23 protein-coding genes and 2 tRNA genes are annotated in these 25,711 nt (G+C 72.8%); 8 read left to right on the top strand and 17 right to left on the bottom strand.

Features of this window, described 5'->3' with window-relative positions; genetic code table 11:
* Positions 1–6: 6 nt before the first annotated feature.
* The 4 genes from rlmB to AC0QR5_RS15900 form a co-directional block, all read right to left on the bottom strand.
* A complete protein-coding gene (rlmB, locus tag AC0QR5_RS15915; RefSeq protein WP_329862766.1) occupies positions 7–984 on the bottom strand; it encodes a 23S rRNA (guanosine(2251)-2'-O)-methyltransferase RlmB in 978 nt (325 codons plus the stop codon).
* A gap of 113 nt (positions 985–1,097) precedes the next feature.
* Positions 1,098–2,528: a cysteine--tRNA ligase gene (cysS, locus tag AC0QR5_RS15910; protein WP_329862768.1), complete on the bottom strand. Its 1,431-nt coding sequence runs from the start codon at positions 2,526–2,528 to the stop codon at positions 1,098–1,100.
* 21 nt (positions 2,529–2,549) lie between these two features.
* Positions 2,550–3,836 carry a 2-C-methyl-D-erythritol 4-phosphate cytidylyltransferase gene (gene ispD, locus AC0QR5_RS15905; RefSeq protein WP_329862770.1) on the bottom strand — a complete coding sequence of 429 codons (1,287 nt, stop codon included), beginning with the start codon at positions 3,834–3,836 and terminating at the stop codon, positions 2,550–2,552.
* Positions 3,837–3,998: 162 nt separating this feature from the next.
* Positions 3,999–4,481 (bottom strand): CarD family transcriptional regulator, encoded by a 483-nt coding sequence (locus AC0QR5_RS15900; protein WP_329862772.1) that lies wholly within the window; start codon positions 4,479–4,481, stop codon positions 3,999–4,001.
* A gap of 305 nt (positions 4,482–4,786) precedes the next feature.
* Here AC0QR5_RS15900 and AC0QR5_RS15895 point away from each other — a divergent pair, with 305 nt between their 5' ends.
* A complete protein-coding gene (locus AC0QR5_RS15895; protein WP_329862774.1) occupies positions 4,787–5,323 on the top strand; it encodes a hypothetical protein in 537 nt (178 codons plus the stop codon).
* An 83-nt stretch (positions 5,324–5,406) separates the two neighbouring features.
* Here the strand turns inward: AC0QR5_RS15895 and AC0QR5_RS15890 are convergent, their stop codons facing one another.
* Both AC0QR5_RS15890 and AC0QR5_RS15885 read right to left on the bottom strand, forming a co-directional pair.
* Positions 5,407–6,087 carry a response regulator transcription factor gene (locus AC0QR5_RS15890; protein ID WP_329862776.1) on the bottom strand — a complete coding sequence of 227 codons (681 nt, stop codon included), beginning with the start codon at positions 6,085–6,087 and terminating at the stop codon, positions 5,407–5,409.
* Entirely contained in the window at positions 6,084–7,292 is a 1,209-nt protein-coding gene (locus AC0QR5_RS15885; protein ID WP_329862777.1) for a sensor histidine kinase, read from the bottom strand. Before AC0QR5_RS15885 ends, AC0QR5_RS15890 begins: the two co-directional genes overlap by 4 nt.
* Before the next feature lie 179 nt (positions 7,293–7,471).
* Between AC0QR5_RS15885 and phoU the strand changes: the two genes are divergently transcribed.
* Complete coding sequence (phoU, locus tag AC0QR5_RS15880; RefSeq protein WP_329862779.1) at positions 7,472–8,131, top strand: phosphate signaling complex protein PhoU; 660 nt, start codon at positions 7,472–7,474, stop codon at positions 8,129–8,131.
* Positions 8,132–8,234: 103 nt separating this feature from the next.
* On the opposite strand, the gene AC0QR5_RS15875 is transcribed toward phoU, so the two are convergent.
* Complete coding sequence (locus AC0QR5_RS15875; RefSeq protein ID WP_329862781.1) at positions 8,235–8,981, bottom strand: phosphoglyceromutase; 747 nt, start codon at positions 8,979–8,981, stop codon at positions 8,235–8,237.
* A gap of 158 nt (positions 8,982–9,139) precedes the next feature.
* Between AC0QR5_RS15875 and AC0QR5_RS15870 the strand changes: the two genes are divergently transcribed.
* Positions 9,140–9,961, top strand: coding sequence for a class I SAM-dependent methyltransferase (locus AC0QR5_RS15870; protein ID WP_329862783.1), 822 nt, complete (start codon positions 9,140–9,142; stop codon positions 9,959–9,961).
* Between the two features lie 22 nt (positions 9,962–9,983).
* Here the strand turns inward: AC0QR5_RS15870 and AC0QR5_RS15865 are convergent, their stop codons facing one another.
* Both AC0QR5_RS15865 and AC0QR5_RS15860 read right to left on the bottom strand, forming a co-directional pair.
* On the bottom strand, positions 9,984–10,286 hold the full coding sequence (locus AC0QR5_RS15865) for a DUF2516 family protein (RefSeq protein WP_329862795.1): 303 nt from the start codon (positions 10,284–10,286) through the stop codon (positions 9,984–9,986).
* Between the two features lie 158 nt (positions 10,287–10,444).
* Positions 10,445–11,602, bottom strand: a complete 1,158-nt coding sequence (locus tag AC0QR5_RS15860) for a trans-sulfuration enzyme family protein (protein ID WP_329862785.1) — start codon at positions 11,600–11,602, stop codon at positions 10,445–10,447.
* Positions 11,603–11,685: 83 nt separating this feature from the next.
* Here AC0QR5_RS15860 and tmk point away from each other — a divergent pair, with 83 nt between their 5' ends.
* The 4 genes from tmk to AC0QR5_RS15840 all read left to right on the top strand — a co-directional run bounded on the left by tmk (position 11,686) and on the right by AC0QR5_RS15840 (position 15,281).
* On the top strand, positions 11,686–12,354 hold the full coding sequence (gene tmk, locus AC0QR5_RS15855; protein WP_329862787.1) for a dTMP kinase: 669 nt from the start codon (positions 11,686–11,688) through the stop codon (positions 12,352–12,354).
* On the top strand, positions 12,351–13,499 hold the full coding sequence (locus tag AC0QR5_RS15850) for a DNA polymerase III subunit delta' (RefSeq protein ID WP_329862789.1): 1,149 nt from the start codon (positions 12,351–12,353) through the stop codon (positions 13,497–13,499). Before tmk ends, AC0QR5_RS15850 begins: the two co-directional genes overlap by 4 nt.
* 61 nt (positions 13,500–13,560) lie before the next feature.
* On the top strand, positions 13,561–15,105 hold the full coding sequence (locus AC0QR5_RS15845; RefSeq protein WP_329862791.1) for an alpha/beta hydrolase: 1,545 nt from the start codon (positions 13,561–13,563) through the stop codon (positions 15,103–15,105).
* A gap of 103 nt (positions 15,106–15,208) precedes the next feature.
* Positions 15,209–15,281: transfer RNA gene (locus tag AC0QR5_RS15840), tRNA-Thr, on the top strand.
* A 35-nt stretch (positions 15,282–15,316) separates the two neighbouring features.
* Here AC0QR5_RS15840 and AC0QR5_RS15835 read toward each other — a convergent pair.
* From AC0QR5_RS15835 to AC0QR5_RS15805, 7 genes are all read right to left on the bottom strand, one after another.
* On the bottom strand, positions 15,317–17,029 hold the full coding sequence (locus tag AC0QR5_RS15835) for a gluzincin family metallopeptidase (RefSeq protein ID WP_329862793.1): 1,713 nt from the start codon (positions 17,027–17,029) through the stop codon (positions 15,317–15,319).
* 4 nt (positions 17,030–17,033) lie between these two features.
* Positions 17,034–19,175, bottom strand: a complete 2,142-nt coding sequence (locus AC0QR5_RS15830) for a caspase family protein (RefSeq protein WP_329862794.1) — start codon at positions 19,173–19,175, stop codon at positions 17,034–17,036.
* 239 nt (positions 19,176–19,414) lie between these two features.
* Complete coding sequence (locus tag AC0QR5_RS15825; protein ID WP_329862797.1) at positions 19,415–20,260, bottom strand: aldo/keto reductase; 846 nt, start codon at positions 20,258–20,260, stop codon at positions 19,415–19,417.
* Between the two features lie 100 nt (positions 20,261–20,360).
* Positions 20,361–20,837, bottom strand: coding sequence for a hypothetical protein (locus AC0QR5_RS15820; RefSeq protein WP_329862799.1), 477 nt, complete (start codon positions 20,835–20,837; stop codon positions 20,361–20,363).
* Between the two features lie 183 nt (positions 20,838–21,020).
* Positions 21,021–21,293 carry a YbdD/YjiX family protein gene (locus AC0QR5_RS15815; RefSeq protein ID WP_329862801.1) on the bottom strand — a complete coding sequence of 91 codons (273 nt, stop codon included), beginning with the start codon at positions 21,291–21,293 and terminating at the stop codon, positions 21,021–21,023.
* A gap of 2 nt (positions 21,294–21,295) precedes the next feature.
* The gene (locus tag AC0QR5_RS15810; RefSeq protein WP_329862803.1) at positions 21,296–23,542 is read right to left on the bottom strand and encodes a carbon starvation CstA family protein; all 2,247 of its coding nucleotides are present in this window, start codon (positions 23,540–23,542) and stop codon (positions 21,296–21,298) included.
* A gap of 136 nt (positions 23,543–23,678) precedes the next feature.
* The gene (locus AC0QR5_RS15805) at positions 23,679–24,656 is read right to left on the bottom strand and encodes an NAD(P)H-quinone oxidoreductase (protein WP_329862831.1); all 978 of its coding nucleotides are present in this window, start codon (positions 24,654–24,656) and stop codon (positions 23,679–23,681) included.
* A gap of 85 nt (positions 24,657–24,741) precedes the next feature.
* Between AC0QR5_RS15805 and AC0QR5_RS15800 the strand changes: the two genes are divergently transcribed.
* Positions 24,742–24,829, top strand: a tRNA-Ser gene (locus AC0QR5_RS15800).
* 108 nt (positions 24,830–24,937) lie between these two features.
* Here AC0QR5_RS15800 and AC0QR5_RS15795 read toward each other — a convergent pair.
* The gene (locus tag AC0QR5_RS15795) at positions 24,938–25,609 is read right to left on the bottom strand and encodes a GNAT family N-acetyltransferase (RefSeq protein ID WP_329862805.1); all 672 of its coding nucleotides are present in this window, start codon (positions 25,607–25,609) and stop codon (positions 24,938–24,940) included.
* Positions 25,610–25,711: the final 102 nt, after the last annotated feature.

Here is a 25,711-nt window from a genome sequence, read left to right as displayed (position 1 = left end):
CGGGTCCTAGGCGCTCCGGCGCCGGGAGACTTCGTAGAGGGTGATCCCGACGGCCATCGACGCGTTGAGCGACTCCATCGCGGAGTCGATCGGGATCGAGACGATCTGGTCGCACGTCTCGCGGACCAGGCGGGACAGGCCCTTGCCCTCGGATCCGACGACGATGCAGAGCGGCTCGGTCGCGAGCTCGAGGCCCGGCAGCTGGACGTCGCCGCCGCCGTCGAGCCCGATCACGTACACGCCGAGCTCCTTCATGGCCTTGAGCGCGTTGGTCAGGTTGCCCGCACGGGCCACGGGCACGCGCGCGGCCGCGCCGGCGCTCGTCTTCCAGGCGGAGGCCGTCATGCCCACGGAGCGGCGCTCCGGCACGATCACGGCATGGCCGCTGAACGCGGAGACCGAACGCACGATCGCGCCGAGGTTCCGCGGGTCCGTGATCCCGTCGAGGGCCACGAAGAGCGGCGCGTTGGCGATGTGCCCCTTGGCCGACCGCTCGACGGTCTCCTCGACGAAGTCCAGGGCGTCGACGTACTGGTACGGCGGCACCTGCAGGGCCAGGCCCTGGTGCACGGCGTCGTCGGTCATCCGGTCGAGCTCGGCCTTGCTGGCCTCGAGCACGCCGATGCCGCGCTCGGCGGCGATCTTGAGCGATTCGCGGACGCGGTCGTCCACGTCGATCCGGGTGGCCATGTAGAGGGCCTTCGCCGGAATGCCGGCGCGCAGCGCCTCGACGACCGAGTTGCGGCCCGTGACGAGCTCCTCCGCGTTCTTCGACCGCCCGGCGGGGCGGCCGCCGCGGCCGGCGGCCTTGGCCGCGGATCGCTCGCTGAGCTGCTTGGTCCGGTAGGCCTTGTGGTAGACGCGGTCCTCCGCCTTGGGCGTGGGGCCCTTGCCCTCGAGCGACTTGCGGCCGTGGCCGCCCGTGCCGACGGTGGGTCCCTTCTTGGCCTTGCGGACGGTGCCGGGACGCTTGGGAGTTGCCATGGTAGTGGTTCCTTGGAGTGGGGTTCGGTGGATCGCGGTGGCCACGATGCCTACCGAAGAGCCATTTTACAGGCTCCGGGGCCCGCCCGGTGGTGGCGGCCTCCCCCGCGGGCTCAGGCCAGCTGCCAGCGAGCCCCGTCGGAGGAGTCCTCGACGGCGATCCCCGCCTCGAGCAGGCGGTCGCGGATCGCGTCGGCCCGGGCCCAGTCCCGGGCGGCCCGGGCCTCGGCCCGCTCCCGCAGCTGCGCGTCGACGAGCCGGCCGAGGGCGGCATCGGATCCGCCGGCCTGCGCGCCCGCGGCGGCACCGGCGTCGTCCAGCCCCAGCACCGCCGTCATCGCGCGGACGCGGCCCAGCGCCGTCGCGGCCGCCTCGAGATCGCCCGCGGCGAGGGCCGTGTTGCCCGCGCGCACGGTCTCGTGCAGCACCGCGAGGGCCTGCGGGACGTTGAGGTCGTCGTCCATGGCCGCGCCGAACGCCTCCGGGACCTCCTGCTCCGCGGGCGCGGTCACGCGCCCGGAGGCGTTGCGGGCGAACGTGTCGATGCGTTCGACGGCGGCGCCGGCCTCCTGCAGGGACGTCGGCTTGTAGTCGAGCTGGGAGCGGTAGTGCGCCTGCCCCAGGAAGTAACGCACCGTGCGCGGGCCGGCGGCGGCGAGCATCTCCTCGGGCGAGATCGTGTTGCCGACGGACTTGGACATCTTCTCGCCCTCGAACGTCACCATGCCGTTGTGCATCCAGAAGTTCGCGAAGCCGTGCCCGGCGGCGGTGGACTGGGCGAGCTCGTTCTCGTGGTGCGGGAAGCGCAGGTCCAGGCCCCCGCCGTGGATGTCGAACGAGGCGCCGAGGTACTTCCCCGCCATCGCGGAGCACTCCAGGTGCCACCCCGGCCGCCCCCGCCCCCACGGGCTCGGCCACGACGCCGTCTGGGGGTCCGCGGCCTTGTGCCCCTTCCACAACGCGAAGTCGCGGGGGTCGCGCTTGCCGCGCGGGTCGGCGTCGGGCGCGTCCTGCAGGTCCTCGACCTTCTGCCGGGTCAAGGAGCCGTAGCGCTCCCAGGAGCGGACGTCGAAGTAGACGTCGCCGGAATCGTCGAGGGCCGGGTAGGCGTGCCCCCGGTCGATGAGCTCGTGGATGAGCTCATGCATCTCCGTGACGTGGCCCGTGGCCCGCGGCTCGTAGCTGGGCCGGAGCACCCCGAGGACGTCGTAGGCCTTCTGGAACTCCTGCTCGAAGCGGTAGGCCAGGGCGAACCACTCCTCGCGGGCGCGGTAGGGCTCCTCGACGGGGCCGGCGAAGGACGCGGCCGACTTCTCGAGGATCTTGTCGTCGATGTCCGTCACGTTGCGCACCACGGTGACCTCGAGGCCGCGGTACCGCAGCCAGCGGACCAGGACATCGAACGCGATCGCCGACCGGACGTGCCCCACATGCGGCATGCCCTGCACCGTGGCCCCGCAGTAGTACAGACCCACGCGCCCCTCCTGAAGGGGGACGAAGTCGCGGACGGCGGCGGCCTGGGTGTCGTAGAAACGGATGCTCACCGCTCTAGGGTAGCCGAACGCCTACGCCCTGGGCCCGCCCGCCGCGGGGTAGACGAGGGCCGTCGCGTAGGCCGTGATCCCCTGCCCCTCGCCCTCGTAGCCGAGGCGGTCCGACGTCGTCGCGGTCACCGTCACGGGGGCCCCGGCGGCCGCCGTCAGGGCCGCGTCCGCCTCCTGCCGCCGCGGCCCGAACTTCGGCCGGTTGCCGACGAACTGGACGGCGACGTTGCCGATTCCGTAGCCCGCGGCGCGCACCAGCCGGGCGGCCTCGGCGAGCAGCGTTGCCCCGGAGGCCCCGGCGAACTCGGGCCGGTCCGTGCCGAAGTGGGTGCCGAGGTCGCCGATCCCCGCGGCGGAGAAGAGGGCGTCGCAGGCCGCGTGGGCGACGGCATCGCCGTCGGAATGCCCGGACAGCCCCCGCTCGCCCGGCCAGTTCAGGCCTGCGAGCCACAAGGGCCGCTCCTCCCCGTCCGGGGCGAAGGCGTGCACGTCCACGCCCAGTCCCGTGCGCGGCAGGACGGGGCCGGACGGCGTCATATAGGTCAAGGGGGGCCTCCTCGGGTCGGGGCGGGCGGCGAGGGCCTCGGCGGCGGCGAGGTCCAGCGGCGTCGTGATCTTCAGGGCCTCGGGCGCGCCGGGCACGATCCGCACGCGGTGCCCCAGGCGCTCCATGAGCAGGGCGTCGTCGGTCACGGCGGCCGAGGCGGCCTCGTCCCACCCGGCCGCCGTGGCGTGGGCGGCCAAGAGCGGTGCGAGCGCGAAGCCCTGCGGCGTCTGGACGGCGCGCAGCACCGAGCGGTCGGGCGTGGAGGCCGCGTACTCGGCTCCGTCCTGCCCGGGCGCGGCTTCCTTGATGGTGTCGACGACGGGCAGCGCCGGCACGACGGCCTCGGCCCCGTCGCGGAGCGCGGCCAGGACCGCATGGTGCACGCCGGCGGGGGCGAAGCAGCGGGCGGCGTCGTGGACCAGGACGTGCCGGGTCCCGGCGGGGACGGCCTCGAGCCCGGCCCGCACGGACGCGTGGCGCGTGGAGCCGCCCGGGAGACACACGACGCCGTCACGGGCATAGGGGGCGCAGACCTCGGCGAGCCGGGCGTCGTCGGGCGGAATCACCACGACGACGGGCACGCCGGGCAGGGCGGCGAGGACGCCGTCGAGCGCGTGGGCGAGCATGGGGCGGCCCGCGACGGGGGCGAGGGCCTTGGGCACGCCCGCGCCGAGCCGGGTGCCGGACCCCGCGGCGACGAGGACGACGGCGGTGCCGCCGGCGGTGGCGGCGTCCTGGACGGTGGGGGCGGGGGTCGGCACGCCTCTACCCTAGCCGTTCGGCCCCCTGCTCGTCCGGTGCCGGCGGGCCCAGGCGGTGGGCTACGGGATCGGCCGGGATGGTCCTGCCCAGGGGACCGGCCAGCGCAGCAAAAAGCCCGTCCACCGTGGGTGGACGGGCCTGGTGCCTTCAGGTGCGGCCGCCTAGGAGGCGAGCACCTCGTCGAGGACGCTTTCCGCCTTCTCCTCGTCGAGCTTCTTGGCCAGGGCCAGCTCGCTGATGAGGATCTGGCGGGCCTTGGACAGCATCCGCTTCTCGCCGGCGGAGAGCCCTCGGTCGTGGTCGCGGCGCCACAGGTCACGGACGACCTCGGCCACCTTGATCACATCGCCCGAGGCGAGCTTCTCCAGATTGGCCTTGTAACGGCGGGACCAGTTGGTCGGCTCCTCCGTGAACTCGGCCCGCAGGACATCGAAGACGTGCTCGAGGCCTTCCTGACCCACGACGTCCCGGACGCCGACGAGGTCGACGTTCTCCGCCGGCACCTCGATGGTCAGGTCGCCCTGGGCCACCTTGAGCTTGAGATACATCTTCTCTTCGCCCCGGATGGTGCGCATCTTGATCTCTTCGATCATCGCCGCACCGTGGTGAGGGTAAACAACCGTTTCGCCAACCTCAAAAACCATGTGGATAATCCCCTTTCCCGCAGACAAGTTTATCACGAAACTGGTGCAACATCCGGCGAGTTGCCGGGCCTGAGCGGGCCTCGGGGAGCATAATTCCCCCTTTCATTTGGCGGGCTTCGGTGGTATCGCGTGCGGTGATGCAGGACACCGCCGCGCGCAGGGACGCGGTGCCGCGCCGGTCACGGGCCGCTCCGGAATCATCAAAACGGGGACTCACCCAGTAGGCTTGGAGGAGAATGCCGCCGCGCCGGACCCGATCCGTCGCGCCGCACCACCCGAGACGACCCCGATGAGGAGTTTGTGCCGTGATCACCGCACAGAAGTTCCGTGGACGCCGCACCGCGGCCGCCCTCGCCCTGGGCCTGATGGCCGTGGGCGTGACCGGCTGCGGCGCGATCAACGCCCAGGCGACCGCCGAGAGCTACGCGCCGTCGGACGGCATCGTGTTCAACGCAGGCGACCTGAAGATCCGCAACCTCATGCTGGTGACCAACACCGCGGACGAAGAAGCCCGCGTGCTCGGCAGCCTCGTCAACACCACGGACCAGGACCAGACCCTGGTGCTCGAGGTGGCCGGCAGCAGCGTCACGATCGACATCCCCGCGCAGTCCACCAAGAAGCTCGAGGACGACGTCAACAAGACCATCCTCCCGAGCGCCGGCGCCGAGCCGGGCGCCCATGTCGACGCCTCCGTCAACGTCGGCGGTGCGAGCGAGTCCAAGTCCGTGCCCGTCGTCAACGGCGCGCTGGCCGAGTACCGCCCGTACCTGCCCGGCGGCTACGACGAGTCGACGGTCGAGCACCTGGCCCCCGCCGAGGAAGAGCACGGCTCCGGCCACTGAGCCGGCACCGCGCCGGCGACCGAAGGCCCCGGACCCCGCGAGGGGGTCCGGGGCCTTGTGCGTTGCGCCGGGCTCGGGCCGGCTCAGGCCTCGAACTTGTAGCCGAGTCCGCGCACCGTGACGAGGTGGGCGGGGTTGGACGGATCGGGCTCGATCTTGGAGCGCAGCCGCTTGACGTGCACGTCGAGCGTCTTGGTGTCGCCGACGTAGTCGGAGCCCCAGACGCGGTCGATCAGCTGCCCGCGCGTCAGCACCCGTCCGGCGTTGCGCAGGAGCATCTCCAGGAGCTCGAACTCCTTGAGCGGGAACGCCGTCTGCTCGCCGTTGACGCTGACCACGTGCCGCTCGACGTCCATGCGGACGGGGCCGGCCTGGACGGTCGCGGTGACGAGCTCGTCCGGCTCGCCCTGGCGGCGCAGCACCGCGCGGACGCGCGCGACGAGCTCCCGCGAGGAGTACGGCTTCGTGACGTAGTCGTCGGCGCCGAGCTCGAGGCCCACGACCTTGTCGATCTCCGAGTCCTTCGCGGTCAGCATGATGACCGGGACGCTGGAGCGCTGGCGCAGCTGGCGGCAGACCTCGGTGCCCGGCTGGCCGGGGAGCATGAGGTCAAGCAGCACCAGGTCGGCCCCGGCGCGGTCGAACTCGGTGATCGCGTCGAGCCCGTTGTCCACGACCTGGACCTCGAAGCCCTCCTTCTCCAGGAGGTAGGCGAGCGGGTCGCTCAGCGACTCCTCGTCCTCCACCACCAGAATGCGGGTCAAATCCTGCCTCCTTGTTGAACGGCACCTGCGGTGCCTGGTTCCCTGGCGGAGGACGACGCCGGTGCCCCGGCCTCGTCCGCCCCCTCCTCGTACCCGGGGAGCCGGACGGTGAAGGTCGAGCCCTGTCCGGGCTGCGACCAGACCGTCACCTCTCCGCCGTGGTTGGACATGACGTGCTTGACGATGCTGAGTCCCAGCCCGGTACCGCCGGTCTGGCGCGAGCGGGCCTCGTCGACGCGGTAGAAGCGCTCGAAGATCCGGTCCTGCTCCTCGGGCGGGATGCCCGGTCCCTGGTCGGTGACGGAGACCTGGACGAGTCCGTCGCGGGACTTGATGCCGACGCCGACGCTCGTGCCCTCGGGCGAGTAGCGGATGGCGTTGTCGATGAGGTTCCGGAACGCCGTCATGAGCAGGTCGGCGTCGCCGAAGACCTGGTCCTCGGACCGGCCGCCCACGTTGATCCGGATGTTCTTGCCCTCGGCGGGGAGCTTGTTGCGGTCCACGGCCTCGGCGATGATCTGGTTGACGTCGACCGGCCGGCCCTTGAGCACGACGTCGGCTCCCTGCAGCCGGGACAGCTCGATGATGTCCTGGACGAGGGCCGAGAGCCGCCCGGATTCCTTGTGCAGGCGCGAGGCGAAGCGCTTGACCGCCACCTCGTCGTCGGCCGCGTCCTCGAGGGCCTCGGCGAGGAGCGAGATCGCGCCGACGGGCGTCTTGAGCTCGTGGGAGACGTTGGCGACGAAGTCGTTGCGGATGGCCTCGGTGCGGGTGATCTCGGTGCGGTCGTCGGCCAGCAGGAGGATGTATTCCTCTCCGAGCGGCGCGGCCCGGACGTGCACGACGATGGTCCCCTGACCCAGCGGCCCCCGGGGCAGCTCGAACTGGCGCTCCTTGATGACCCCGTCCACGCGCACCTTGCGGGCCAGCTCCAGCAGCTCTCCGTGGACGATCGTGTGGCCGCGGACCAGCCCGTAGGCGTAGGCGGCCGGGTTGGCGCGGACCACGCCGTCGACCTCGTCGGCCACGACGAACGCCCGGCCGATCACGGACAGGATCTCGGCGGTGCCCTCGGGAAGCGTCGGCTCACCGACATCGGGCAGCACGACGCGGCGCCGCTGGCTGGCCCGGTAGGCCAGCAGGCCACCGATGCCCAGCAGCAGCCCGGCCAGGCCGGACACCACCACGATCAACGCATCATCCACGCCTCCAGCTTAGGCCCCGCCGAAACCCGCCCGACGCCGTTTGACGTGCCCGGAGGCCCGGTTCACCCAACGTTCACTTCCGCACCGACGCGGCTTCATCTAGTACTGTCACAGTAGGCGGTGATCCAGACCCGCGGCCGTCCAGGCGCGCGGGCCGCAGGCTATGAAAGGACGCATCCGTGCGTAAGGTTTTCCAGGCTGAGCTCCAGTCGATCGGCGAGGAACTCATCCAGATGTCCCAGCTCGTGGTCCAGGCCATGGAGCGCGCCTACGAGTCCTTCGAGTCGGCGGATACCGAGGTGGCCCAGGAGGTCATCGCGGCGGACGCCAAGATCGACTTCCTGCAGAACCAGCTCGACGAGCGGGCCATCGACGTCCTCGCCCTCCAGGGCCCCGTCGCCTCCGACCTGCGCATGATCGTCGGCTCGCTGCGCATGAGCGCCTCGCTCGAGCGCATGGGCGACCTCGCCCGCCACATCGCCCAGCTGGCCCGCCTGCGCTACCCGAACCAGGTGGTACCCGCCTCCCTGGCCGGCACGTTCAAGGAGATGGCGCAGCTGGACATCCAGATCGCCACGAAGATCGGCGAGCTCCTGGAGACCCGCGACCTCACGATCTCCAAGGACATCGCCGCCCTCAACGCGCGCATCGACGAGCTGCACCTGAGCGTGTTCCGCACCGTCGCCGAGGACTCCTGGACCGAGTCCGCCCCGACGACGGCCGACGTCACCCTGACGAGCCGCTACCTCGAGCGCTTCGGCGACCACGGCGTCTCCGTGGCCCGCAAGGTCAACTACCTCGTCACCGGCGAGTGGGACCCCGAGGTCACCGAGTACTAGGCCGTTCCCGGCGGCCCCCCCGGGGCCGCCGGCATCCGCCGCACCAACGCGAACGGCGCCCGTCCCCCACGGGGGGCGGGCGCCGTCGTCGTCCGGCTTGGGGCTACTTGCGGCCCTGGTTCGCGACCGCGTGGATATTGGCCGCGGCGGCCTCGGGGTCCAGGTAGCGGCCGCCGCGCTCGACGGGGGCCAGGTCCTCGTCCAGCTCGTAGACGAGCGGGATGCCCGTGGGGATGTTCAGTGCCGCGATGTCCTCGTCGCTGATGCCGTCGAGGTGCTTGACGAGGGCCCGCAGCGAGTTGCCGTGGGCCGCGACGAGCACGGTCTTGCCGGCCCTCAGATCGGGGACGATCGCCGATTCCCAGTACGGCAGCATGCGCTCGAGGACGTCCTTGAGGCACTCGGTGCGGGGGGCGTCGGCGCCGAGTCCGGCGTAGCGCGGATCGTCCGCCTGGGAGAACTCGGAGGAGTCGTCGAGGGGCGGCGGCGGGGTGTCGTAGGAGCGGCGCCACTCCATGAACTGCTCCTCGCCGTACTCGGCGAGGGTCTGCGCCTTGTCCTTGCCCTGCAGGGCGCCGTAGTGGCGCTCGTTGAGGCGCCAATCGCGGCGGACCGGGATCCAGCTGCGGTCCGCCGCCTCGAGCGCGAGGTTGGCCGTGGTGATCGCGCGCTGCAGCACGGAGGTGTGCAGGACGTCCGGCAGCAGCCCGGCCTCGACCAGCAGCTCGCCGCCGCGGACGGCCTCGGACCGGCCCTGCTCGGTGAGCGTCACGTCGTACCAGCCGGTGAACAGGTTCTTCTCGTTCCAATCGCTCTGCCCATGGCGGAGCAGGATCAGGGTGTAGGTCATGCCCCCATCCTAACGACGGCGGGGCCGCGCCCGCCGCACATGACGGCGGCCCCGTCGGCGGAACGCGGGCAACGCCACGGGGCCGTCGCGGCGCACCGGGGAACCGGCCGCCTCGGGCTCGCCGGGGTCCTGCGCCACCGGCGGCCTACGATGGTCTCGTGGTGCAGAAGGCGGAACGGCTCGGCGGGCGCACGGGCACCGGACGCCCGCTTGGCAATGTGACGCGCGGCACGACGGCGGCCAACAGGATGCGCCGCGTCGACCGCTGGATCGCGGGCACCCAGGCCGGCCGGCTGCGCGCGGCGGGTCCGGCCCCGCTCGCCGTCGACCTGGGCTACGGGGCCTCCCCCGCGACGGCCGTCGAGCTCTTCCGCCGGCTCCGCACGGTCCGCCCCGACGCACGCCTCACGGGACTCGAGATCGAGCCCGGCCGGGTCGAGCGCGCCCGCGCCGCCGCCGAGGAGGGCCTGGACTTCCGGCTCGGCGGCTTCGAACTGCCCGTGGACGGGCACCCCGTGCTCGTGCGGGCGTTCAACGTCCTGCGCCAGTACGAGGAATCGGACGTCGACGCGATCTGGTCCACCCTCCGGGCCCGGCTGGCCCCGGGCGGGCTGATCGTCGAGGGAACCTGCGACGAGATCGGGCGCCGCGCGGCCTGGGTCGGGATCGGCGCCGAGGGGCCGGAGACGTTCAGCCTCGCGCTGCGCTTCGGGGCCTTCGGGCTGCCGTCCGACGTCGCGGAGCGCCTGCCCAAGGCGCTCATCCACCGCAACGTCCCCGGCGAGCCGGTGCACTCGTTCCTGCGGGCGGCCGATGCCGCGTGGCTCGCGGCCGCGCCGCTCGCGTCGTTCGGGAACCGGCAGCGGTGGATCCGGATGTGCGAGTCGCTGCGCGGCACGGGGTGGCCCGTGCTCCATGGACCGGCGCGGTGGCGGCTCGGCGAGCTGACCGTCGACTGGGCGTGCGTGGCCCCGGCGTAGCCGCCGACCTCGCGGCCGCGGCCTAGTAGTTGTAGTAGCCCGTGCCCTTGCCGGAGACGGCGGGGCGGACGTCGGCGAGGTAGACGCACACGATGCAGGCCGCCACGAGCATCAGGATCCCGCCGCCCCCGCCGCCGGCGACGCTCAGGAGGGCCACGCCCGTGGAGACGCCGTTGAGCGCCATCCAGAATCCCTTGGTGCGCTTGTCCTCGCGCTGGAAGTTCGCGGCCGGATGGCGCAGGTTGTCCAGGAACGCCCAGAGGGCAAGGCCCAGGACCACCAAGCTCAGCGCCTGGAAGAGGTACATCTCGAAGGTGTATGCCATGACCACGGTCCCAGTCTAGACGGCGCCCCCGCCGCCGGGCCGCTAGCGGCCCGCACCGCGTGGCGGCCCGGCAGGACGGACCCGGGCCCGGCCGGAGGGCGGCTTACGCGCACTGCGGCCGTCCGGCGTCGTCCCCGCCACCGGCCTGGCGGCCCGGATCAGAGTGCCGTCAGCGCCTGCTCGAGGTCCCTCCACAGGTCCCCGGCGTCCTCGATGCCGACGCTGAGCCGGATGAGGGCGTCGGGGACGGACGCGGGCTCCGAGGGGTGGCGGCGGCGGCGTTCGGCGAGCGATTCGACGCCGCCGAGGCTCGTCGCGGGCGTCCAGAGCCGGAACGCGGCGAGCACCCGTTCGGCGGCCTCGGAGCCGCCCGGAACGGTGAAGGCCAGGATCGAGCCGAAGCCGTCCATCTGCTCCGCCGCGCGCGCGTGTCCCGGGTCGCCGGCGAGCCCCGGGTAGCGGACGGACTCGACCGCGGGGTGCTCCGCGAGCCGGGCTGCCAGCTCGCCCGCGCTCTGTTCCGCACGGCGCACACGCAGGGCCAGGGTGCGCAGCCCGCGCAGCGCGAGCCAGGCCTCGAACGGGCCCGGGATGGCCCCGTGCAGGCTGCGGTGGGCGTGGAGGCGGGCGCGCAGGGCCTCGTCGTTGGTCAGGACCATGCCGAGGACGACGTCGGAATGCCCGCCCAGGTACTTGGTCGCCGAGTGCAGGACGACGTCGGCGCCGAGCCCCAGAGGGCGCTGCAGCAGTGGCGTGGCGAACGTGTTGTCCACGATGCTCACGGCACCGGCGGCGCGGGCCGCGGCGGCCAGCGCGCGGAGGTCGGCGACCTCCAGCATGGGGTTGGTGGGGCTCTCGAGCCAGACGGCGTCAGCGCCCTGGATCAGCGCGGCGGTCGCCTCCGTGTCCTCGACGTCGGCCGTGCGCACCGTCAGCGCGCCGCGCTCCTCGAGCTCCTGCAGCAGGGCGAGCGTGCCGTTGTAGGAGTGGCGGGGCACGACGACGGTGCCGCCAGCGGGGACGAGGGCCAGGGCGGCGGCCACGGCGGCCATGCCGGAGGCGAAGGCGAGGCCCGGCAGCGTGGACTCCTCGAGGGCCGCGACGGCCTCCTCGAGCGGGTCCCACGTGGGGTTGGAGAAGCGGCCGTAGACGCGCTCCCCCGCGCCCGGGGTGCCCGTGCCGACGAAGGTCGACGAGAGCACGATCGGCGGGTTCACGGGGGCGTCCGCCACGCGGGGCGGGCGCCCGGCGGCGACGGCGACGGTCTCGGGAGAGAGCCCGGCCGCGTGCGGGGCCGGGGAGGCGTTGAGCTGCATGGAAGCCACAGTAGCGCCGCGCGATATCCCCAGCCGACGCCGTGGCCGACTGTGACGGCGGGACGAACGGCTAGGCTGGGCGGGTGACTTCCAAGCCCCCACCGACGCCGGCCGGCGGACTGTTCATCGTCTTCGAGGGCGGCGACGGCGCCGGCAAGTCCACGCAGGCCGCGCTCCTGGCCGCGTCCCTGGAGTCCGCCGGCCGGACCGTGCTGCGCACGCGTGAACCGGGCGGGACACCGATCGGCGAGAAGCTCCGCTCCCTCATCCTGGACCACGGCCACGGCACGGTCGACGCGCGCACCGAGGCGCTCATGTTCGCGGCCTCGCGCGCGGCGCACGTGGAGCAGGTCATCCGCCCGGCCCTGGCGGCCGGGACCGTGGTGGTCTGCGACCGCTACGTCGACTCCTCCGTCGCCTACCAGGGCGTGGGCCGCGGCCTCGGCACCGACGAGGTGCTCGCCGTCAACCGCTGGGCCACCGACGGGCTCCTCCCCGACCTCACCGTGCTCCTGGACGTCGCCCCGGAAGCCGGGCGCCGGCGTCGTACCGCGGGCACGGCCGCCGAGGACCGGCTCGAGTCCGAGCCCGACGACTTCCATGCGCGCAACCGCGCGGCCTTCCTGGCCCTCGCCGATGCCGACCCGGGGCGCTACCTGGTCCTCGACGCCGCCCTGCCGGTCGACGAGCTGGGCGCGCTCGTGCGGGAGCGGATCGCGGGGCTCGCCGACCGGAGCCGGGTGGCGCCGTGAGCGTCTGGGACGAGCTGCCGGGGCAGGAGGCCGCGGTCTCCCAGCTGCGCCGCGCCGTCGCGGAGGGCAACCCCACGCACGCCTGGCTCTTCACCGGCCCGCCCGGCTCCGGGCGCTCCAACGCCGCGCGGGCCTTCGCCGCGGCCCTGCAGTGCCAGGCGCCGGATCCGGCCGCGCGCGGCTGCGGCGAGTGCCCGGCGTGCCGCACCGTCCTGGCCGGCACCCACCCGGACGTGTCGATGGTGACCACGGAGAACGTCAGCTACGCGATCGCCGACGTGCGCGAGCTGATCGGCAAGGCCCAGGACCGGCCCTCCGGCGGCAAGTGGCGCGTCGTGGTCATGGAGGACGCCGACCGCATGGCCGAACGCACCACCAACGTGCTGCTCAAGGCCATCGAGGAACCGCCCCCGCACACCGTCTGGATCCTCTGCGCACCAAGCCCCGCCGACGTCCTCGTGACGATCCGCTCGCGTTGCCGCCCCGTGGGGCTGCGCGTCCCCGCCCGCGAGGCCGTCGCCGAACTGCTCGTGCGGCGCGACGGGCTGACCCCGGAGCAGGCGGAGTTCGCCTCGCGGGTCTCGCAGAGCCACATCGGGATCGCGCGACGGCTCGCGCGCGACGAGGGCGCCCGCCAGCGCCGCGACAGGACGGTGCGTATGCCGCTCGCCCTGCGCTCGGTCGCCGACGCCGTGCTCGCCGCCGCGGCGCTCGTGGAGCTGTCCACGGCGGAGGCGACGGCGTCCGCCGAGGAACGCGCCACGGCCGACGCCGCGGCCCTGCGCGAGGCGCTCGGGCTCGAGGAGGGCACCGCCGTCCCGCCGCAGCTGCGCAGCCAGTTCAAGCAGCTCGAGGAGTCCGCCAAGCGGCGCGCGCGGCGCGGGGTCAACGACTCGCTCGACCGCTCGCTCATCGACCTGTCCACGTTCTTCCGCGACGTCCTGACCCTCCAGCTGGCCACGGGCACGGAGCTCGTCAACGACTACCTCGCGTCCGAGCTGGCCTCCTACGCCGAGCGCTCCACGCCGGAGCAGACGCTCGCCAAGATCGACATGATCGGCGAGGCCCGGAAGCGGATCGGCGCCAACGTGCAGCCGCTGCTGGCCATGGAGGCCATGATGGCCGGACTCCTGGCGCACCGGTGAGCCGACCATGACCGGAAGCCGAGACGGCCGCCGCGCCGCCACGACCCCCCAGGAGCCACGCGTGAAGATCCCCTCCCGATTCCGGACGCCCCGGCGGACGACCGTCGCTGCGGCCGCCGTCGTCGCCCTGGTGCTGACCGGCTGCGTGCCGCTGGATCCCGGGACGGGCCAGGGCGGCGGACAGGCCTCGCAGCCCGGCGCCGTGATGCCCTCTGCGCCCGCGGACCTCGAACGCTTCTACACGCAGGAGCTCGAGTGGAGCAGTTGCGAGGGCTCGTTCGACTGCGCGAGCGTCGAAGTGCCCCTGGACTATTCCCGGCCCGAGGCGGAGACGATCGAGCTGGCCGTGATCCGCAAGCGGGCCGCGAAGCCGCAAGGCAGCCTCCTCGTGAACCCCGGCGGGCCGGGCGCCTCCGGCGTGGACACGGTCCGCGATGCGGGGACCCTGATGTTCTCGAGCGCCCTGCGCGAGGGCTTCCACCTGGTCGGCTTCGACCCGCGGGGCGTGTCCCGCTCCGCACCGGTGACCTGCCGGACGGACGCGGAACGGGACGCCGACCGGGCGACGCTCTTCAGCGACTCCGAGGAGGACCAACGCCGGGTCGAAGAGTACCTCGCCGAGTTCGCGGCCCAGTGCGAGGAGCGCACGGGGCTGCCGCTCGCCTTCGTCGACACCGTGAGCGCCGCCCGCGACCTGGACATCCTGCGGGCCGTCAACGGCGACGCGAAGCTGAACTACCTCGGCTATTCCTACGGCACGCGGCTGGGGGCGGCGTATGCCGGGCTGTTCCCGGAGAACGTGGGGCGCATGGTCCTCGACGGCGCCATGGACCCCTCCCTCACCATGGAGGAGACCACGCTCGGCCAGGCGGAGGCCATGGAGTCCTCGCTGCGCGCCTACCTTGCCGAATGCCTGCGGAGCGCCGAGTGCCCCTTCTCCGGTGACGTCGACGACGCCGTCGAACAGCTGCACGAGCTGATGCGGGACGTGGACTCCCGGCCCCTCACCACGGGCGACGGACGCGTGTTCAACGTCGGCGAGCTCGTCAGCGGGGTCCTGATGGCGTTCTACGACGAGGGCTGGTGGCCCACGCTCACGAGCGCCCTGGCGGGCCTGTTCGGCGGCGATCCCGATCCCCTCATGGCGCTGGCCGATACGAGCGCGGGCCGCAACGAGGACGGCTCGTACACGGGCAACGCGGCGGCCGCGTTCTACGGCGTGAACTGCCTCGACTACCCGATGACCACCGACGAGGAGGGCATGGACGCCGACGCCGAGGAGCTCATGGAGGCCTCTCCGACGTTCGGGGAGTTCCTCGCCTACGGCGGCGCGGTCTGCGCGCACTGGCCCTTCCCGAGCACCGGCCAACCGGCACCCGTGGAGGCGCCGGGAGCGGCGCCGATCGTGGTCATCGGCACCACGGGCGACCCGGCGACGCCCTATGACTGGGCGGTCGCGCTGAGCGGCCAGCTCGCCTCCGGCGTCCTGGTCTCCTACGAGGGCCACGGCCACACCGCCTACGGGCGCAGCAACCAGTGCATCGAGCGCGCCGTGGACCGCTACTTCCTCGACGGAACGGTGCCGGAAGACGGGCTCGCTTGCTGAACCGGAGCCGGCCACGGCCAGCCAGCGACGCGGCCCGTCCGCCGTTTTGACCTGCCGCGAGCGGATCCTCTAAAGTAGGTGCTTGCGGCCGTCAGGCCGTGAGGCCTCCTTAGCTCAGTCGGTAGAGCGTTTCACTCGTAATGAAAAGGTCACCAGTTCGATTCTGGTAGGGGGCTCGGATCCGTGAGGGGCCCGCCGGACGGCGGGCCCCTCACGCGTTGTCCGGGTCCGGACGTTCCCAGCGGACGGCGTGCCGGGAAAAGAAGCGCTTCGAGCCGGAGTCGGCGGCCGCCTCCCGCAGCGACGCCCCGCCCGGCGGAGGCTCGGGACCGTGGCGCAGCTGCTCGGCCTCGTCCAGCAGCCGCTGCCGCCGCTCGAGGTCCATGACCTTCTTGACCGCGATGAAGCACAAGCGGCCGCCGGCGTCGAAGCGCAGCAACGCCCCGCCGCGCATCACGACGCTTCCGGCGGTACGCAGCCCCAGCTTCCTCGCCTCGGCGGCGGGGAGGACGTATTCCTGGACCACGGAGGCGCCGAGTTCCTGGACGACGAACCCGTCCGGGCTCACGCGGGTGGAGAACCGCACGCGGTCCACCATGATCCGCTGGCCCGCGTTGAGCTGCAGGTGCTCGAGGAGGGCCCGGTTGTTCCAGCAGAACTTGACGATCTCCTCCCCGCCCGCATCGAGCGTGCCCGGCCTCAGACCGTACTCGAGCCGCCCCATCCGTGCGCCCGACCGGAGCACGGCGTCCGCCTCCACCACGAGCCCGACCTCCGCGAACGCCTGCCGCAACACGGCCCGGTAGGCGCGGTCGTCGCTGGGGACCACGACGAGGTCGGCCGCGAGGAGCCCCCGGACCAGGTCCTCGATGTCGACATCGACGGGCGGCATGTAGGACAGGCCGCGGATCAGCATGCGCCGCAGGTGGGCGCCGATCTCCGCGCCGGCCTCGGCGGCGACGTAGACGCTCGCCCGCCCGCCGGGGACATCCAGCCGGCGTCCCCACAACACGAGCGCCGCCCGCATCATGGCGTAGACGAACCCGCTCGCCCGCGCGTAGGGCGACGGATCGGACCTCCAGCCCGCTGCCGGCGGAGCGCCCGCGTCCCGGATCGACCCGCCGCGGGCCTTGAAGTTCCCGGCGAAGGAGAGCAGCCCGGAGCCGTGGATGGCCTCCTCGAGCCGGGCGAGCATGCGCGGTGTGGGGTGCAGGGGGTCCGAGCCCGGCACGAGCGCGGCGAGCTTCTCCCCGATGAGCTTCTCCACGACTTCGCGCGAGGACATCACGGACAGCAGGGCGACGAGGTCCGCGACGGCCTCGTGGACGGCGTACTGGTCCAGGGTCGCGTGGCGGTCCGTCCACCGCGGCCGGAGCCCGTGCAGGATCGCGTGGACGACCTCGTGCGTGACGACGTCCCGGTGGCAGGCCATCGACCAGATCCCGTCCGGCTCCTCCCCGAACTCGACGATCTGCTGCACGGGGTCGTAGCGCGTCTCGTGGTGGACGGCCGGGTCGAGGTGCACGCGCAGCACGAGCCGGCTGTCCAGGGCGAACGGGACCCGGCGGCCCAGGCTGCGCTCGAACACCGCCAGCGTCTCGGCCGCGACGGCGTAGGCGTGCTGGGCGAGGAAGCGCGTGTCGTGCAGGAGCCGCGCGGCAGTCCGCGGCGGGGCGGCCCGCTTCAGCCCCCAGCCGCCGCGGCCGGCCAGCTGCACGGGCACGGGGGTGCCGGTAGCGTCGAGGAGCTCGACCTCGAAGCGCGGGCCACGCGGCCCCGGGTCCAGCCGCTCGTCCGGGATCCGCACCCTCGTGTAGAGCGGCCGGCCGTCGCGCCCCAGGCTGAACGGGCCGTCGGCCAGGACCACGGCCTCGGTGACGTCCCCCGGTCCGTGGAGCGGCCGCGCGCCCGCCGTCGCCGCCACCGCGTCACCCCGGGAGCCGGCCCCACGCCCCGGACCGCGCCCCGCTGGATCCCTCCAGCTGCGCGACCTGCGTGAAGTTCCGCGCCTTGAGGGTCGAGCGGACGGAGCGCAGCACGCGGCTGCGGCTCGCGGCCGGCTCGGCCCGCAGCGCATCGATGAAGGCCCGCGTGAAGGCGCCGTTGTACTTCCCGTCGAGGTAGGCGTCGGCCGCGGTCTGGCGCGGATCGCAGGCGGAGAAGAGGACGGGCTTCCGGCCGCCCGCGCGTCCCACGAGCCCGCCCAGGGTCCGCTGCGTGGCCCCCGCGACGATGTCGAGCCCGGCCCGCGTCGGCGGGGCGACGTAGCGCGGCACCGAGTGGTTCAGGAAGTCGAGGACCCTGAGACCGTCGCCCGAGTGGCACGTGTCCAGCACGACGTCGACGTGGACGCTGCGGGGCAGGTCCTTGAGGACGGCGTGGAATTCGTCGTCGATGATGAGGCTTCCCGTGTCCCACTGGTCGCCCTTCTGGCGCATGTCGTACGTCACGAAGGCCTCGTCGGCGAGGTCGTCCTCGTCGCCGTCCTCGTCCGGGACCTGGGTCCCGTGGCTCGAGAACGTCAGGATGACTTGCTCCAGCTCCCCGGCCCGCGCCTTCTCGAGGGCCTCGCCGAAGCGCCCCATGACCTCCTCCTTGGTGGCCTGGGCGTCCAGCAGCACGTCGATCGCCCCGTCCGGGAAGCCGTAGTCGCGCGTGAGCAGCTCGACGTAGTCATGGGCGTCCTGCACGCAGCCGCGCAGCCAGGCTGAATGCGGCAGGTGCTCGAACTCGTTGATCCCCACACACAGGGCGTAGCTGCGCGCTCCGTTGGCCGCCGCGGCGGGGCGGGCCGGCCGTGCGGGCCGTCCGGGGCGTGCGGGCCGTCCGGGGCGCGCGGGCTCCCCCGGCTCGCCGGTGCGGCCGGGGTCACCGGGATCGCCGGGTCCACCGGGCGCCGGCGGGCGCCCCGCCCCGGGCTCGTCGGGGTCGGCGAGGCGCGGCGGGGCGGGCGGCTTGAAGGGGGTGATGTCCCCGCGCCCCGTGACGGCGCGGGCCACCGTGCCCAGGGTCGCCGGGTCGTCGTCGAAGTCCCCGTGGGACGTGGCCTCGGAGGCGCGGTCGGCCGGCGTTCCGGGCGGGGTCGGCGCGAAGATGACGTCCGCGTGGGGGCCGGCGAAGAGCCCGGTGAGCCGGGCGTCGGCCTCGACGGACTCCTGCAGGCCGAGCAGCGGCGTTCCGATCTCCTCCTCGAACGCCGCCCGGACCAGGCACAGGAGCGAGCGCGTGTAGACGCCGAGGACGGCGTCGTCCTCCTCGGTCTTCCGGTCGAGGTTCGCGACGCCGAGCCGGGCGATCCCGCCGTCGGCCCCGACGAGCGGCAGGAGCCGCCCGGCGAAGTCCTCCACCGTCACGGCGGGCGCCAGCAGGTCCAGGGAGTCGATGCCCGGGCCTCCGGATTCGAGGAACGCGGGCAGGAACCAGGAGTGGAAGATCGAGCCCGCCGAGTGCCCCACGGGGTGCACCGTGACCGCGCCGGGGTTCTCGGCGAGGAAGCGGGCGAGCCGGCGCGCGACGTAGCGCGCCCCGCCGTCGTCCGCGCTGGCCAGGCGGGCCGAGGTCTTCATCTGTCCCCAGACCTTGCTGCCCAGTCCCCGCGTGGCGCCCTCGATGATGCGGTTCTTGGCGTCCTCGAACCAGCCCCGATCCACGACCTCCGGGATCGGGTCCCGGTTGCCGAGCCCCAGGAGGGGCCGCAGGGCGTCCCAGAAGCCCGTCTCCCAGACGAAGAAGAGGGGGTAGACGCCGTTCTCGAGCCACCACTGGTACTGGGAGTACGCCCCCTTGAGCCCGGCGGCCTCGTCGACGAGGCCCCCGTGCGCCCAGATCACGAGGGGCACGGTTCCCCCGCCGCGGGAGGCGATGTAGGCGGGGAGGTAGGCGTCGAAGATCCGCTCGACGTCGGCCGGCGTCGTCTTCGCGGCGCCGCCGCTCGAGAAGCGCCCGTCGGCGAGGTTGACGACGTGCGGTGCGAGCCGCGCGGCGAGCGCCGGGGTGAGCGTGCGGTCCGCCCATCCCGGATCTCCGAAGCCGCGGTCCGGCAACGGTGCCGGCAGGGACAAGATGGCCATGGCGTCCTCCCCACGTGGGTGCTTGGGGTCAGTGTCTGCGGGGAGCGTCACCGCAGCATCACCGAGGGCGGAGGACGACGCCGGACGCGGACCCGCGCGGGACCGGCACCGGACGCCGGGCGACGGCTGGCGTCCGCACGCCGGGCGGCTGACGTCCGTGGCCCGGACACCGCCCGGACACGGCGGCGGCCGGGACCCCGCGGTGCGGGATCCCGGCCGCCGGGCCGGTTCTGCGGGTCCTACTCGAAGTCGCTCACGGCCGGGTCGGCACCGATGCGGCCGTCCGCGCCGCGGTCCAGGGCGTCGATCGCGGCGACGTCGGCGGCCTCGAGGACGACGGCGCTCGCCTGCCAGTTCTCGACGATGCGCGAGGGCGTCTCCGACTTCGGGATGACGACGAGGCCGTGGGCCAGGTGCCAGGCGATGACGACCTGGGCCGGGGTGGCGCCGTGCTTCGCGGCGATCTCCCCGAGGACCGGGTTGGCCAGGAGGTCGGAGCCCTGGCCGAGCGGGGACCACGACTGGTGGAGGATGCCGCGGTAGGCGGCGTACTCGCGCAGCTCGGTCTGGGGGAAGTACGGGTGGGTCTCCACCTGGTGGATCGCCGGCGCCACGCCCGTGGCCTCCTCGATCTCGCGCAGCGCCTCGACCGTGAAGTTGCAGACGCCGATGGACTTCACGCGGCCGGACTTCTGCAGCTCGACGAGGGCCTTCCACGTCTCGACGTGCTTGCCGCGCTGCGGCTGCAGCCAGTGGATCAGGTACAGGTCCAGCGTCTGCAGGCCGAGGCGCTCCATGGAGGCGTCGAACGCCGCCAGGGTCTCCTCGTAGCCCTGGTCGGAGTTCCAGACCTTGGTGGTGATGAAGAGCTCGGACGGGTCGATCCCGGACGCGGCAATCGCGCGGCCGACGCCGGCCTCGTTGCCGTAGATCCGGGCGGTGTCGATGTGGCGGTAGCCGGCCTCGAAGGCCAGGCCGACGACCTTCTCGGCGACGTCGTCCTGCACCTTCCACACGCCGTATCCGAGCTGCGGGATGGTGTTGCCGTCGTTGAAGGTCAACACGGGGGATGCGTAAGAAGTCATGCGTCCATCCTGCCATCCGGGACCACGCGGGCTGCGGGCTTCGGCCCCCGTTACGCGCAGGGCGAAAAGATGCCCCGGGCAACCAATATGCCGGCCCCGGCTAGCCGCGGCTGCCGGCGGAGAGGGCCTCGGCGAGGGCGGCCTCGGCCTCGTGGACTCCCTCGGCGACGGCCTCGGCACGGCGGCCGACGTTCTCCAGCCCGCCGCGTTCCAGCCCCAGGCGTTCGGCGTCGAGCCGGGCCATGGCGGCGGCCTGCGCGGCCGTGGCGAGGTCGTTCGCGGCGCGGGACAGGGCGCGGTGCACGGGTGAGAACGGGCCACCGGGGATGTTGAAGTCGGAGCTCGGCCGTACCCGCTGGGCCTCCTGGCACACGGCGCGCAAGCGCGGCTGCAGCTCCGCGAGCTCGTTGGCCACCACGACGAGGGCGTTGTAGAGCTCGTCGGACTCGATGCCCTCCAGGACCTGGTGGAAGCGGTCCAGGCCGCGGCCGAAGCGGTCGTGGGCGCGCCGCCACACCCCGGTCCCCAGCAGTTTGTCTTCACGGCGGGCGCCGCCCGTGATGCCGAACAAGCCCACGGTCAGGCGTGCCGACCCGGCCCGACGGCGCGGCGGGGCCCGCTCCGGACCTCCGCTGCCGCCTGGGTTTCACTCATGCGTCCATCTTGCCACGGCGCGCGGCGCCGGGAGGGCGGCCGGACGCGGCAGGGCCCCGGGATGCGGAGTTCCCTCCACCCCCGGGGCCCTGCCCATGCGGTGCGCTCAGCAGCAGCGCCCTTGCGGGTTGGCGTCCTCGGCGTCCATCTTCTCGCGCCAGAACTGCCGCTCGCCCAGGGGCTCGACCCCGGGATGGACGGCCCGGTGGTGCGCGACGTACTTCTTGTACGCGTCCGCGCCCATCATGCCCTCGAGGTACCAGACGAGGCCCCGCCAACCGCCCACGACGGCGCGGACGACGACGGAGCCGGGCCCCGGCGTCGTCCGCCCGGTCCCGTCCGCCGCGCCCGACGCGACGCCCGGGGTGCCGGCGGCCACGGCTAGTGCCCGCCCCGCTGCGGCTGCAGCTCGGCCGGAAGGGCGCGCCACTGGGCGTCGAGCTCCTTCTCCGCCGGGCTGGAGATGAGGCCGGACGGGGCGTAGAACTTGGACTCGACGCGCGGGTCCTCGTTGTCGCTGCCGCCCTTGCCGCGCCACGAGCGGATCGTGGCCAGCACGGCCGTGACGATCACGATCAGGGCCAGGGTCACGAAGACGATCGAGAGCGTGCCCTGGACCGTGGTGTTGCGGACCACGGCCTCCATGGCCTCGACGCTGCGCGCCGTGCCGAAGCTCGTCTCCCCGTTGGCGAGCGCCTCGCGGAACGCGGCGTTCTGCGCCCAGTAGCCGACGGCCGGGACCGGGGAGAAGATCTTGTACAGCGACGCCGTGACGGTCACGACGGTCGCGAACGCCAGCGGCAGGACCACGATCCACAGGTACTTGAAGTTGCCCTTCTTCGCGACGATCGCCATGACCACCGCGAGCGCGATCGCCGCGAGCAACTGGTTGGCGATGCCGAAGAGCGGGAAGAACGTGTTGATGCCGCCCAAGGGGTCCGTCACCCCGAGGATCAGGATGTACCCCCAGCCGGCGACCATGACCGCGGTACACAACCACGCCCCTGGTCTCCACGAGGTGTCCTTGAACTTCGGGATGAAGTTGCCGATGGTGTCCTGCAGCATAAAGCGCGCCACGCGGGTGCCCGCGTCGACGGCCGTGAGGATGAAGAGCGCCTCGAACATGATGGCGAAGTGGTACCAGAAGGCCATCATGCCCGGGCCGCCGAACCACTGGCCCATGATGACGGCGATGCCGACCGCGAGGGTCGGGGCGCCGCCCGTGCGGGAGACCACCGATTCCTCGCCGACGTCGGAGGCGAGCCCCGTGAGCATCTCGGGGGTCAGGTTCACCCCGGCCAGGCCCAGCGAGTTCACGAACGCCACCGCGCCCTCCACGGTGCCGCCCGTCGCGGCCGCCGAGGAGTTCATCGCGAAGTAGATGCCGCGGTCGATCGAGATCGCCGCGACGAGCGCCATGATGGCCACGAAGGACTCCATGAGCATGCCGCCGTAGCCGAGGAAGCGGGTCTGCCGCTCCTTCTCGACCATCTTCGGGGTGGTGCCGGAGGAGATGAGCGCGTGGAAGCCGGACAAGGCGCCGCACGCGATCGTCACGAAGAGGAACGGGAAGAGGGATCCCGACACCACCGGGCCGTCGTCGCGGGAGGCGAACTCGGAGATCGCCGGGACGGAGATGTCAGGGCGGATCACGACGATCGCCACCGCGAGCAGCGCGATCACGCCGATCTTCATGAACGTCGAGAGGTAGTCACGCGGGGCCAGCAGGAGCCAGACCGGCAGGACGGCGGCGACGAAGCCGTAGACGATGATGCCCCAGGCGATCACGGTGCGGTCCAGGTGGAACAGCTCGGAACCCCACGCGGACTCGGCGACCCAGCGCCCGGAGATGATCGCGAACATCAGCAGCACGAAGCCGATGATGGAGACCTCCATGACCTTGCCCGGGCGGATGAAGCGCAGGTAGACGCCCATGAAGAGCGCGATCGGGATGGTCAGCGCCACGGAGTAGACGCCCCATGCGGACTCGCCGAGGGCGTTGACCACGACGAGGGCCAGGATGGCGACGATGATGATCATGATCGCCAGGGTGGCGATGAGGGCGGCGGTGCCGCCGATGAGGCCGAGCTCCTCGCGGGCCATCTGGCCCAGCGAGCGGCCGCCGCGGCGCATGGAGAAGTGCATGACCAGGTAGTCCTGCACCGCGCCGGCGAGCACGACGCCGACGATGATCCAGATGGTGCCGGGGAGGTAGCCCATCTGGGCGGCCAGCACGGGGCCGACGAGCGGTCCGGCGCCGGCGATCGCGGCGAAGTGGTGGCCGAACAGCACACGCCGGTCGGTGGGCATGAAGTCCTTGCCGTTGGAGTTGTACTCCGCCGGCGTCGCGCGCGTGTCGTCCGGGCGGGCGATCTTGCGCTCGATGAACTTCGAGTAGAAGCGGTAGGCGACCAGGTAGGTGCAGACTGCCGCGAAGACGAACCAGATGGCGTTGATGGTCTCGCCGCGGCTGATGGCCAGCACGCCCCAGGCGACGCCGCCCAGGAGCGCGATGGCCACCCAGAGGGCGATCTTGGCCGGCGTCCAGCGCCGTTCCTCCGCCTCCGCGATGGCGGGATCGACGGCGGCGGGAGGCAGCTCCTGCGCCGGTTTGTTCTGTGAACTCATGGTTGAAACCTCTGCGTCTCAAGGATCGAGGACCGGTGTGCGGCGCCTCAGCCGCGGTCCGCCAGCTACGTTACCCCCGACAACGGATTCGGTCACATGGTGGCGCGATGCCGGTCACCGCGGTGCGTGGCCACACTCACATCGTGAGCAGCACCTTGCCGCGGTGGCTGCCGGAGTCGAAGTACTCGTGGGCGTCGCGGACCTGTGCCAGGGGGTAGGTGCGGTCCGTCGTGGCGCGCAGCGCCCCGGAGGCGAGCAGGGGCCAGACGTGTAAGTGGACCTGCCGCATGATCTCCGCCTTCTCGGCGGCGGGGCGGGCGCGCAGGGTCGTGCCGATGACGCGGGCGCGGCGGCGCATGAGCAGCCCCAGGTCCAGCTCGGCGCGCGCACCGCCGAGCAGCCCGATGACCACGAGCCGGCCGCCCGTGGCGAGGGAGTCGAGGTTCCTGGCGAGGTACTTGGCCCCGACGACGTCGAGGACCACGTCCGCGCCGTGGCCGCCCGTGCGCTCCCGCAGCGCCGCGGGGAAGTCCTCGCGCGTGTAGTCGATCAGGTGGTCGGCGCCGAGGGATCGGGCGAACTCGAGCTTCTCGGGCGAGCTGCCCGTCACGGCCACCGTGCAGCCGAGCGCCTTGAGGATCTGGATAGCGGCGGCGCCGATCCCGCCCGAGGCGCCGTGGACCAGGACGGTGTCGCCGCGGGCCGCCCCGGCCTCCATGACCAGGTTGGACCACACGGTCGCCGCGACCTCGGGCAGCCCGGCGGCCTCCGTCAGGCCCACCCCGTCCGGCACGGGCAGGACCTGGCCGACCGGCACCGCGGCGTACTCCGCATAGCCACCCGAGGCGAGCAGCGCGCAGACGGGGGCACCGGCGTCGTATGCCTCGACGCCGTCGCCGACGGCCGCGACCGTCCCCGAGACCTCGAGCCCCGGGATGTCCGACTCCCCCGGTGGCGGCGGGTAGACGCCGCGGCGCTGCTGCACGTCGGCGCGGTTCAGGCCGGCGGCGGCGACCTTGATCAGCACGTGCCCCGGGTCCGCCTCGGGCCGGGGGCGCTCGACGACGCGGATCACCTCGTGGCCGCCGCTGCTGGTGTACTCGATGGCGTTCATCGTGGCCACTACTGCCTCCTGCTGGGTCATGGACCCGCCCGGCCCGCACAGGGGCCGCACGGGTGATCGGTATAGTAGGGCCGTTGGAAGGTTGTCCGAGCGGCCTAAGGAGCTGGTCTTGAAAACCAGTGTGCGGCAACCCCGCACCAAGGGTTCAAATCCCTTACCTTCCGCGTCATCAAAGGGAAGTAGCGGCTTCGGCGGCTGCTTCCCTTTGTCATGGGTCGCCCGATTCCGGCCGAAGTGTGGCCACAGTGTGGCCGCTGGTTCACGAGCCCGGCTCAGTCGCCCGCCGCCGGACCGCCGAAGAGCTCCGGCACCAAGGCGCGCAGCAGCTCCCCGCGCAGCCCCACCGTATCCGTCTCCCAGAACACCTCCGGGTAGACGAGCGCGCCCGCGACCGGCGGCGCCCCGGCGTCGTCCTCGGCGCCCGTCCTGGCCACCATGAACGCCGCGTCGGGGATCCTCGCCGAGGGCTTCGCAAAGCCCTCCCCGACGCCGGGGCGGAAGCCCAGCTTCGGGTAGAACGAGGGCGCCCCCTCCAGGAACACGAGCCGGTAGCCCGCCGCGCCGGACGCCTCGAGCGCCCCCCGGACGAGCGCCTGCCCGATCCCCCGTCCCTGCCACGCCGGGTCGACGGCGAGCGGGCTGAGCACGAGCACGTGGTGAAGCTCCTCGACCGCGTCGACGTAGGCGCGCGTCAGGCCGACGTGGCCCACGGGCCCGTCCGGCGCCACGGCGACGAGCTCGAAGCCGCGTCCCTCGTCCCAGAGCCCCCGCAGCCGCTCCACGAGCGCGGCGACGGTCCTGCCCTCCTCCGGATCGGCGGCACCGAAGGCGGAGCGGACGACGCCGGACACCGCCTCGCGCTCGGCTCCTCCGGGGAGCGGGGGCCTGATGGTCCAGTCCCGGGGGTCGAGGGGTGCCAGCTGCTCGGGATCCGCTTCGCTCATGCCGCGATCCTAGCGAAGCCGGGGTTTCGGCCGCGCGGGGCCTTGTGTAGGATCCGGAATACTCGATAACACCAGCTGTGAACCTTGGGGATGCCTGCGTCA

The sequence above is a fragment of the Arthrobacter sp. J156 genome (assembly GCF_056172865.1).
Note: the sequence above shows the minus strand (reverse complement) of the source record. Positions and strands in the feature narration are given on the sequence as shown.

Bases quoted from the DNA above. Each gene is read 5' to 3' on its own strand.
- AC0QR5_RS15830 (WP_329862794.1), bottom strand. From the start codon at position 19,175: ATGGCCATCTTGTCCCTGCCGGCACCGTTGCCGGACCGCGGCTTCGGA.
- AC0QR5_RS15810 (WP_329862803.1), bottom strand. From the start codon at position 23,542: ATGAGTTCACAGAACAAACCGGCGCAGGAGCTGCCTCCCGCCGCCGTC.
- AC0QR5_RS15795 (WP_329862805.1), bottom strand. From the start codon at position 25,609: ATGAGCGAAGCGGATCCCGAGCAGCTGGCACCCCTCGACCCCCGGGAC.
- AC0QR5_RS15900 (WP_329862772.1), bottom strand. From the start codon at position 4,481: ATGGTTTTTGAGGTTGGCGAAACGGTTGTTTACCCTCACCACGGTGCG.
- AC0QR5_RS15865 (WP_329862795.1), bottom strand. From the start codon at position 10,286: ATGGCATACACCTTCGAGATGTACCTCTTCCAGGCGCTGAGCTTGGTG.
- AC0QR5_RS15825 (WP_329862797.1), bottom strand. From the start codon at position 20,260: ATGACTTCTTACGCATCCCCCGTGTTGACCTTCAACGACGGCAACACC.
- AC0QR5_RS15860 (WP_329862785.1), bottom strand. From the start codon at position 11,602: ATGCAGCTCAACGCCTCCCCGGCCCCGCACGCGGCCGGGCTCTCTCCC.
- AC0QR5_RS15875 (WP_329862781.1), bottom strand. From the start codon at position 8,981: ATGACCTACACCCTGATCCTGCTCCGCCATGGGCAGAGCGATTGGAAC.
- AC0QR5_RS15805 (WP_329862831.1), bottom strand. From the start codon at position 24,656: ATGAACGCCATCGAGTACACCAGCAGCGGCGGCCACGAGGTGATCCGC.
- rlmB (WP_329862766.1), bottom strand. From the start codon at position 984: ATGGCAACTCCCAAGCGTCCCGGCACCGTCCGCAAGGCCAAGAAGGGA.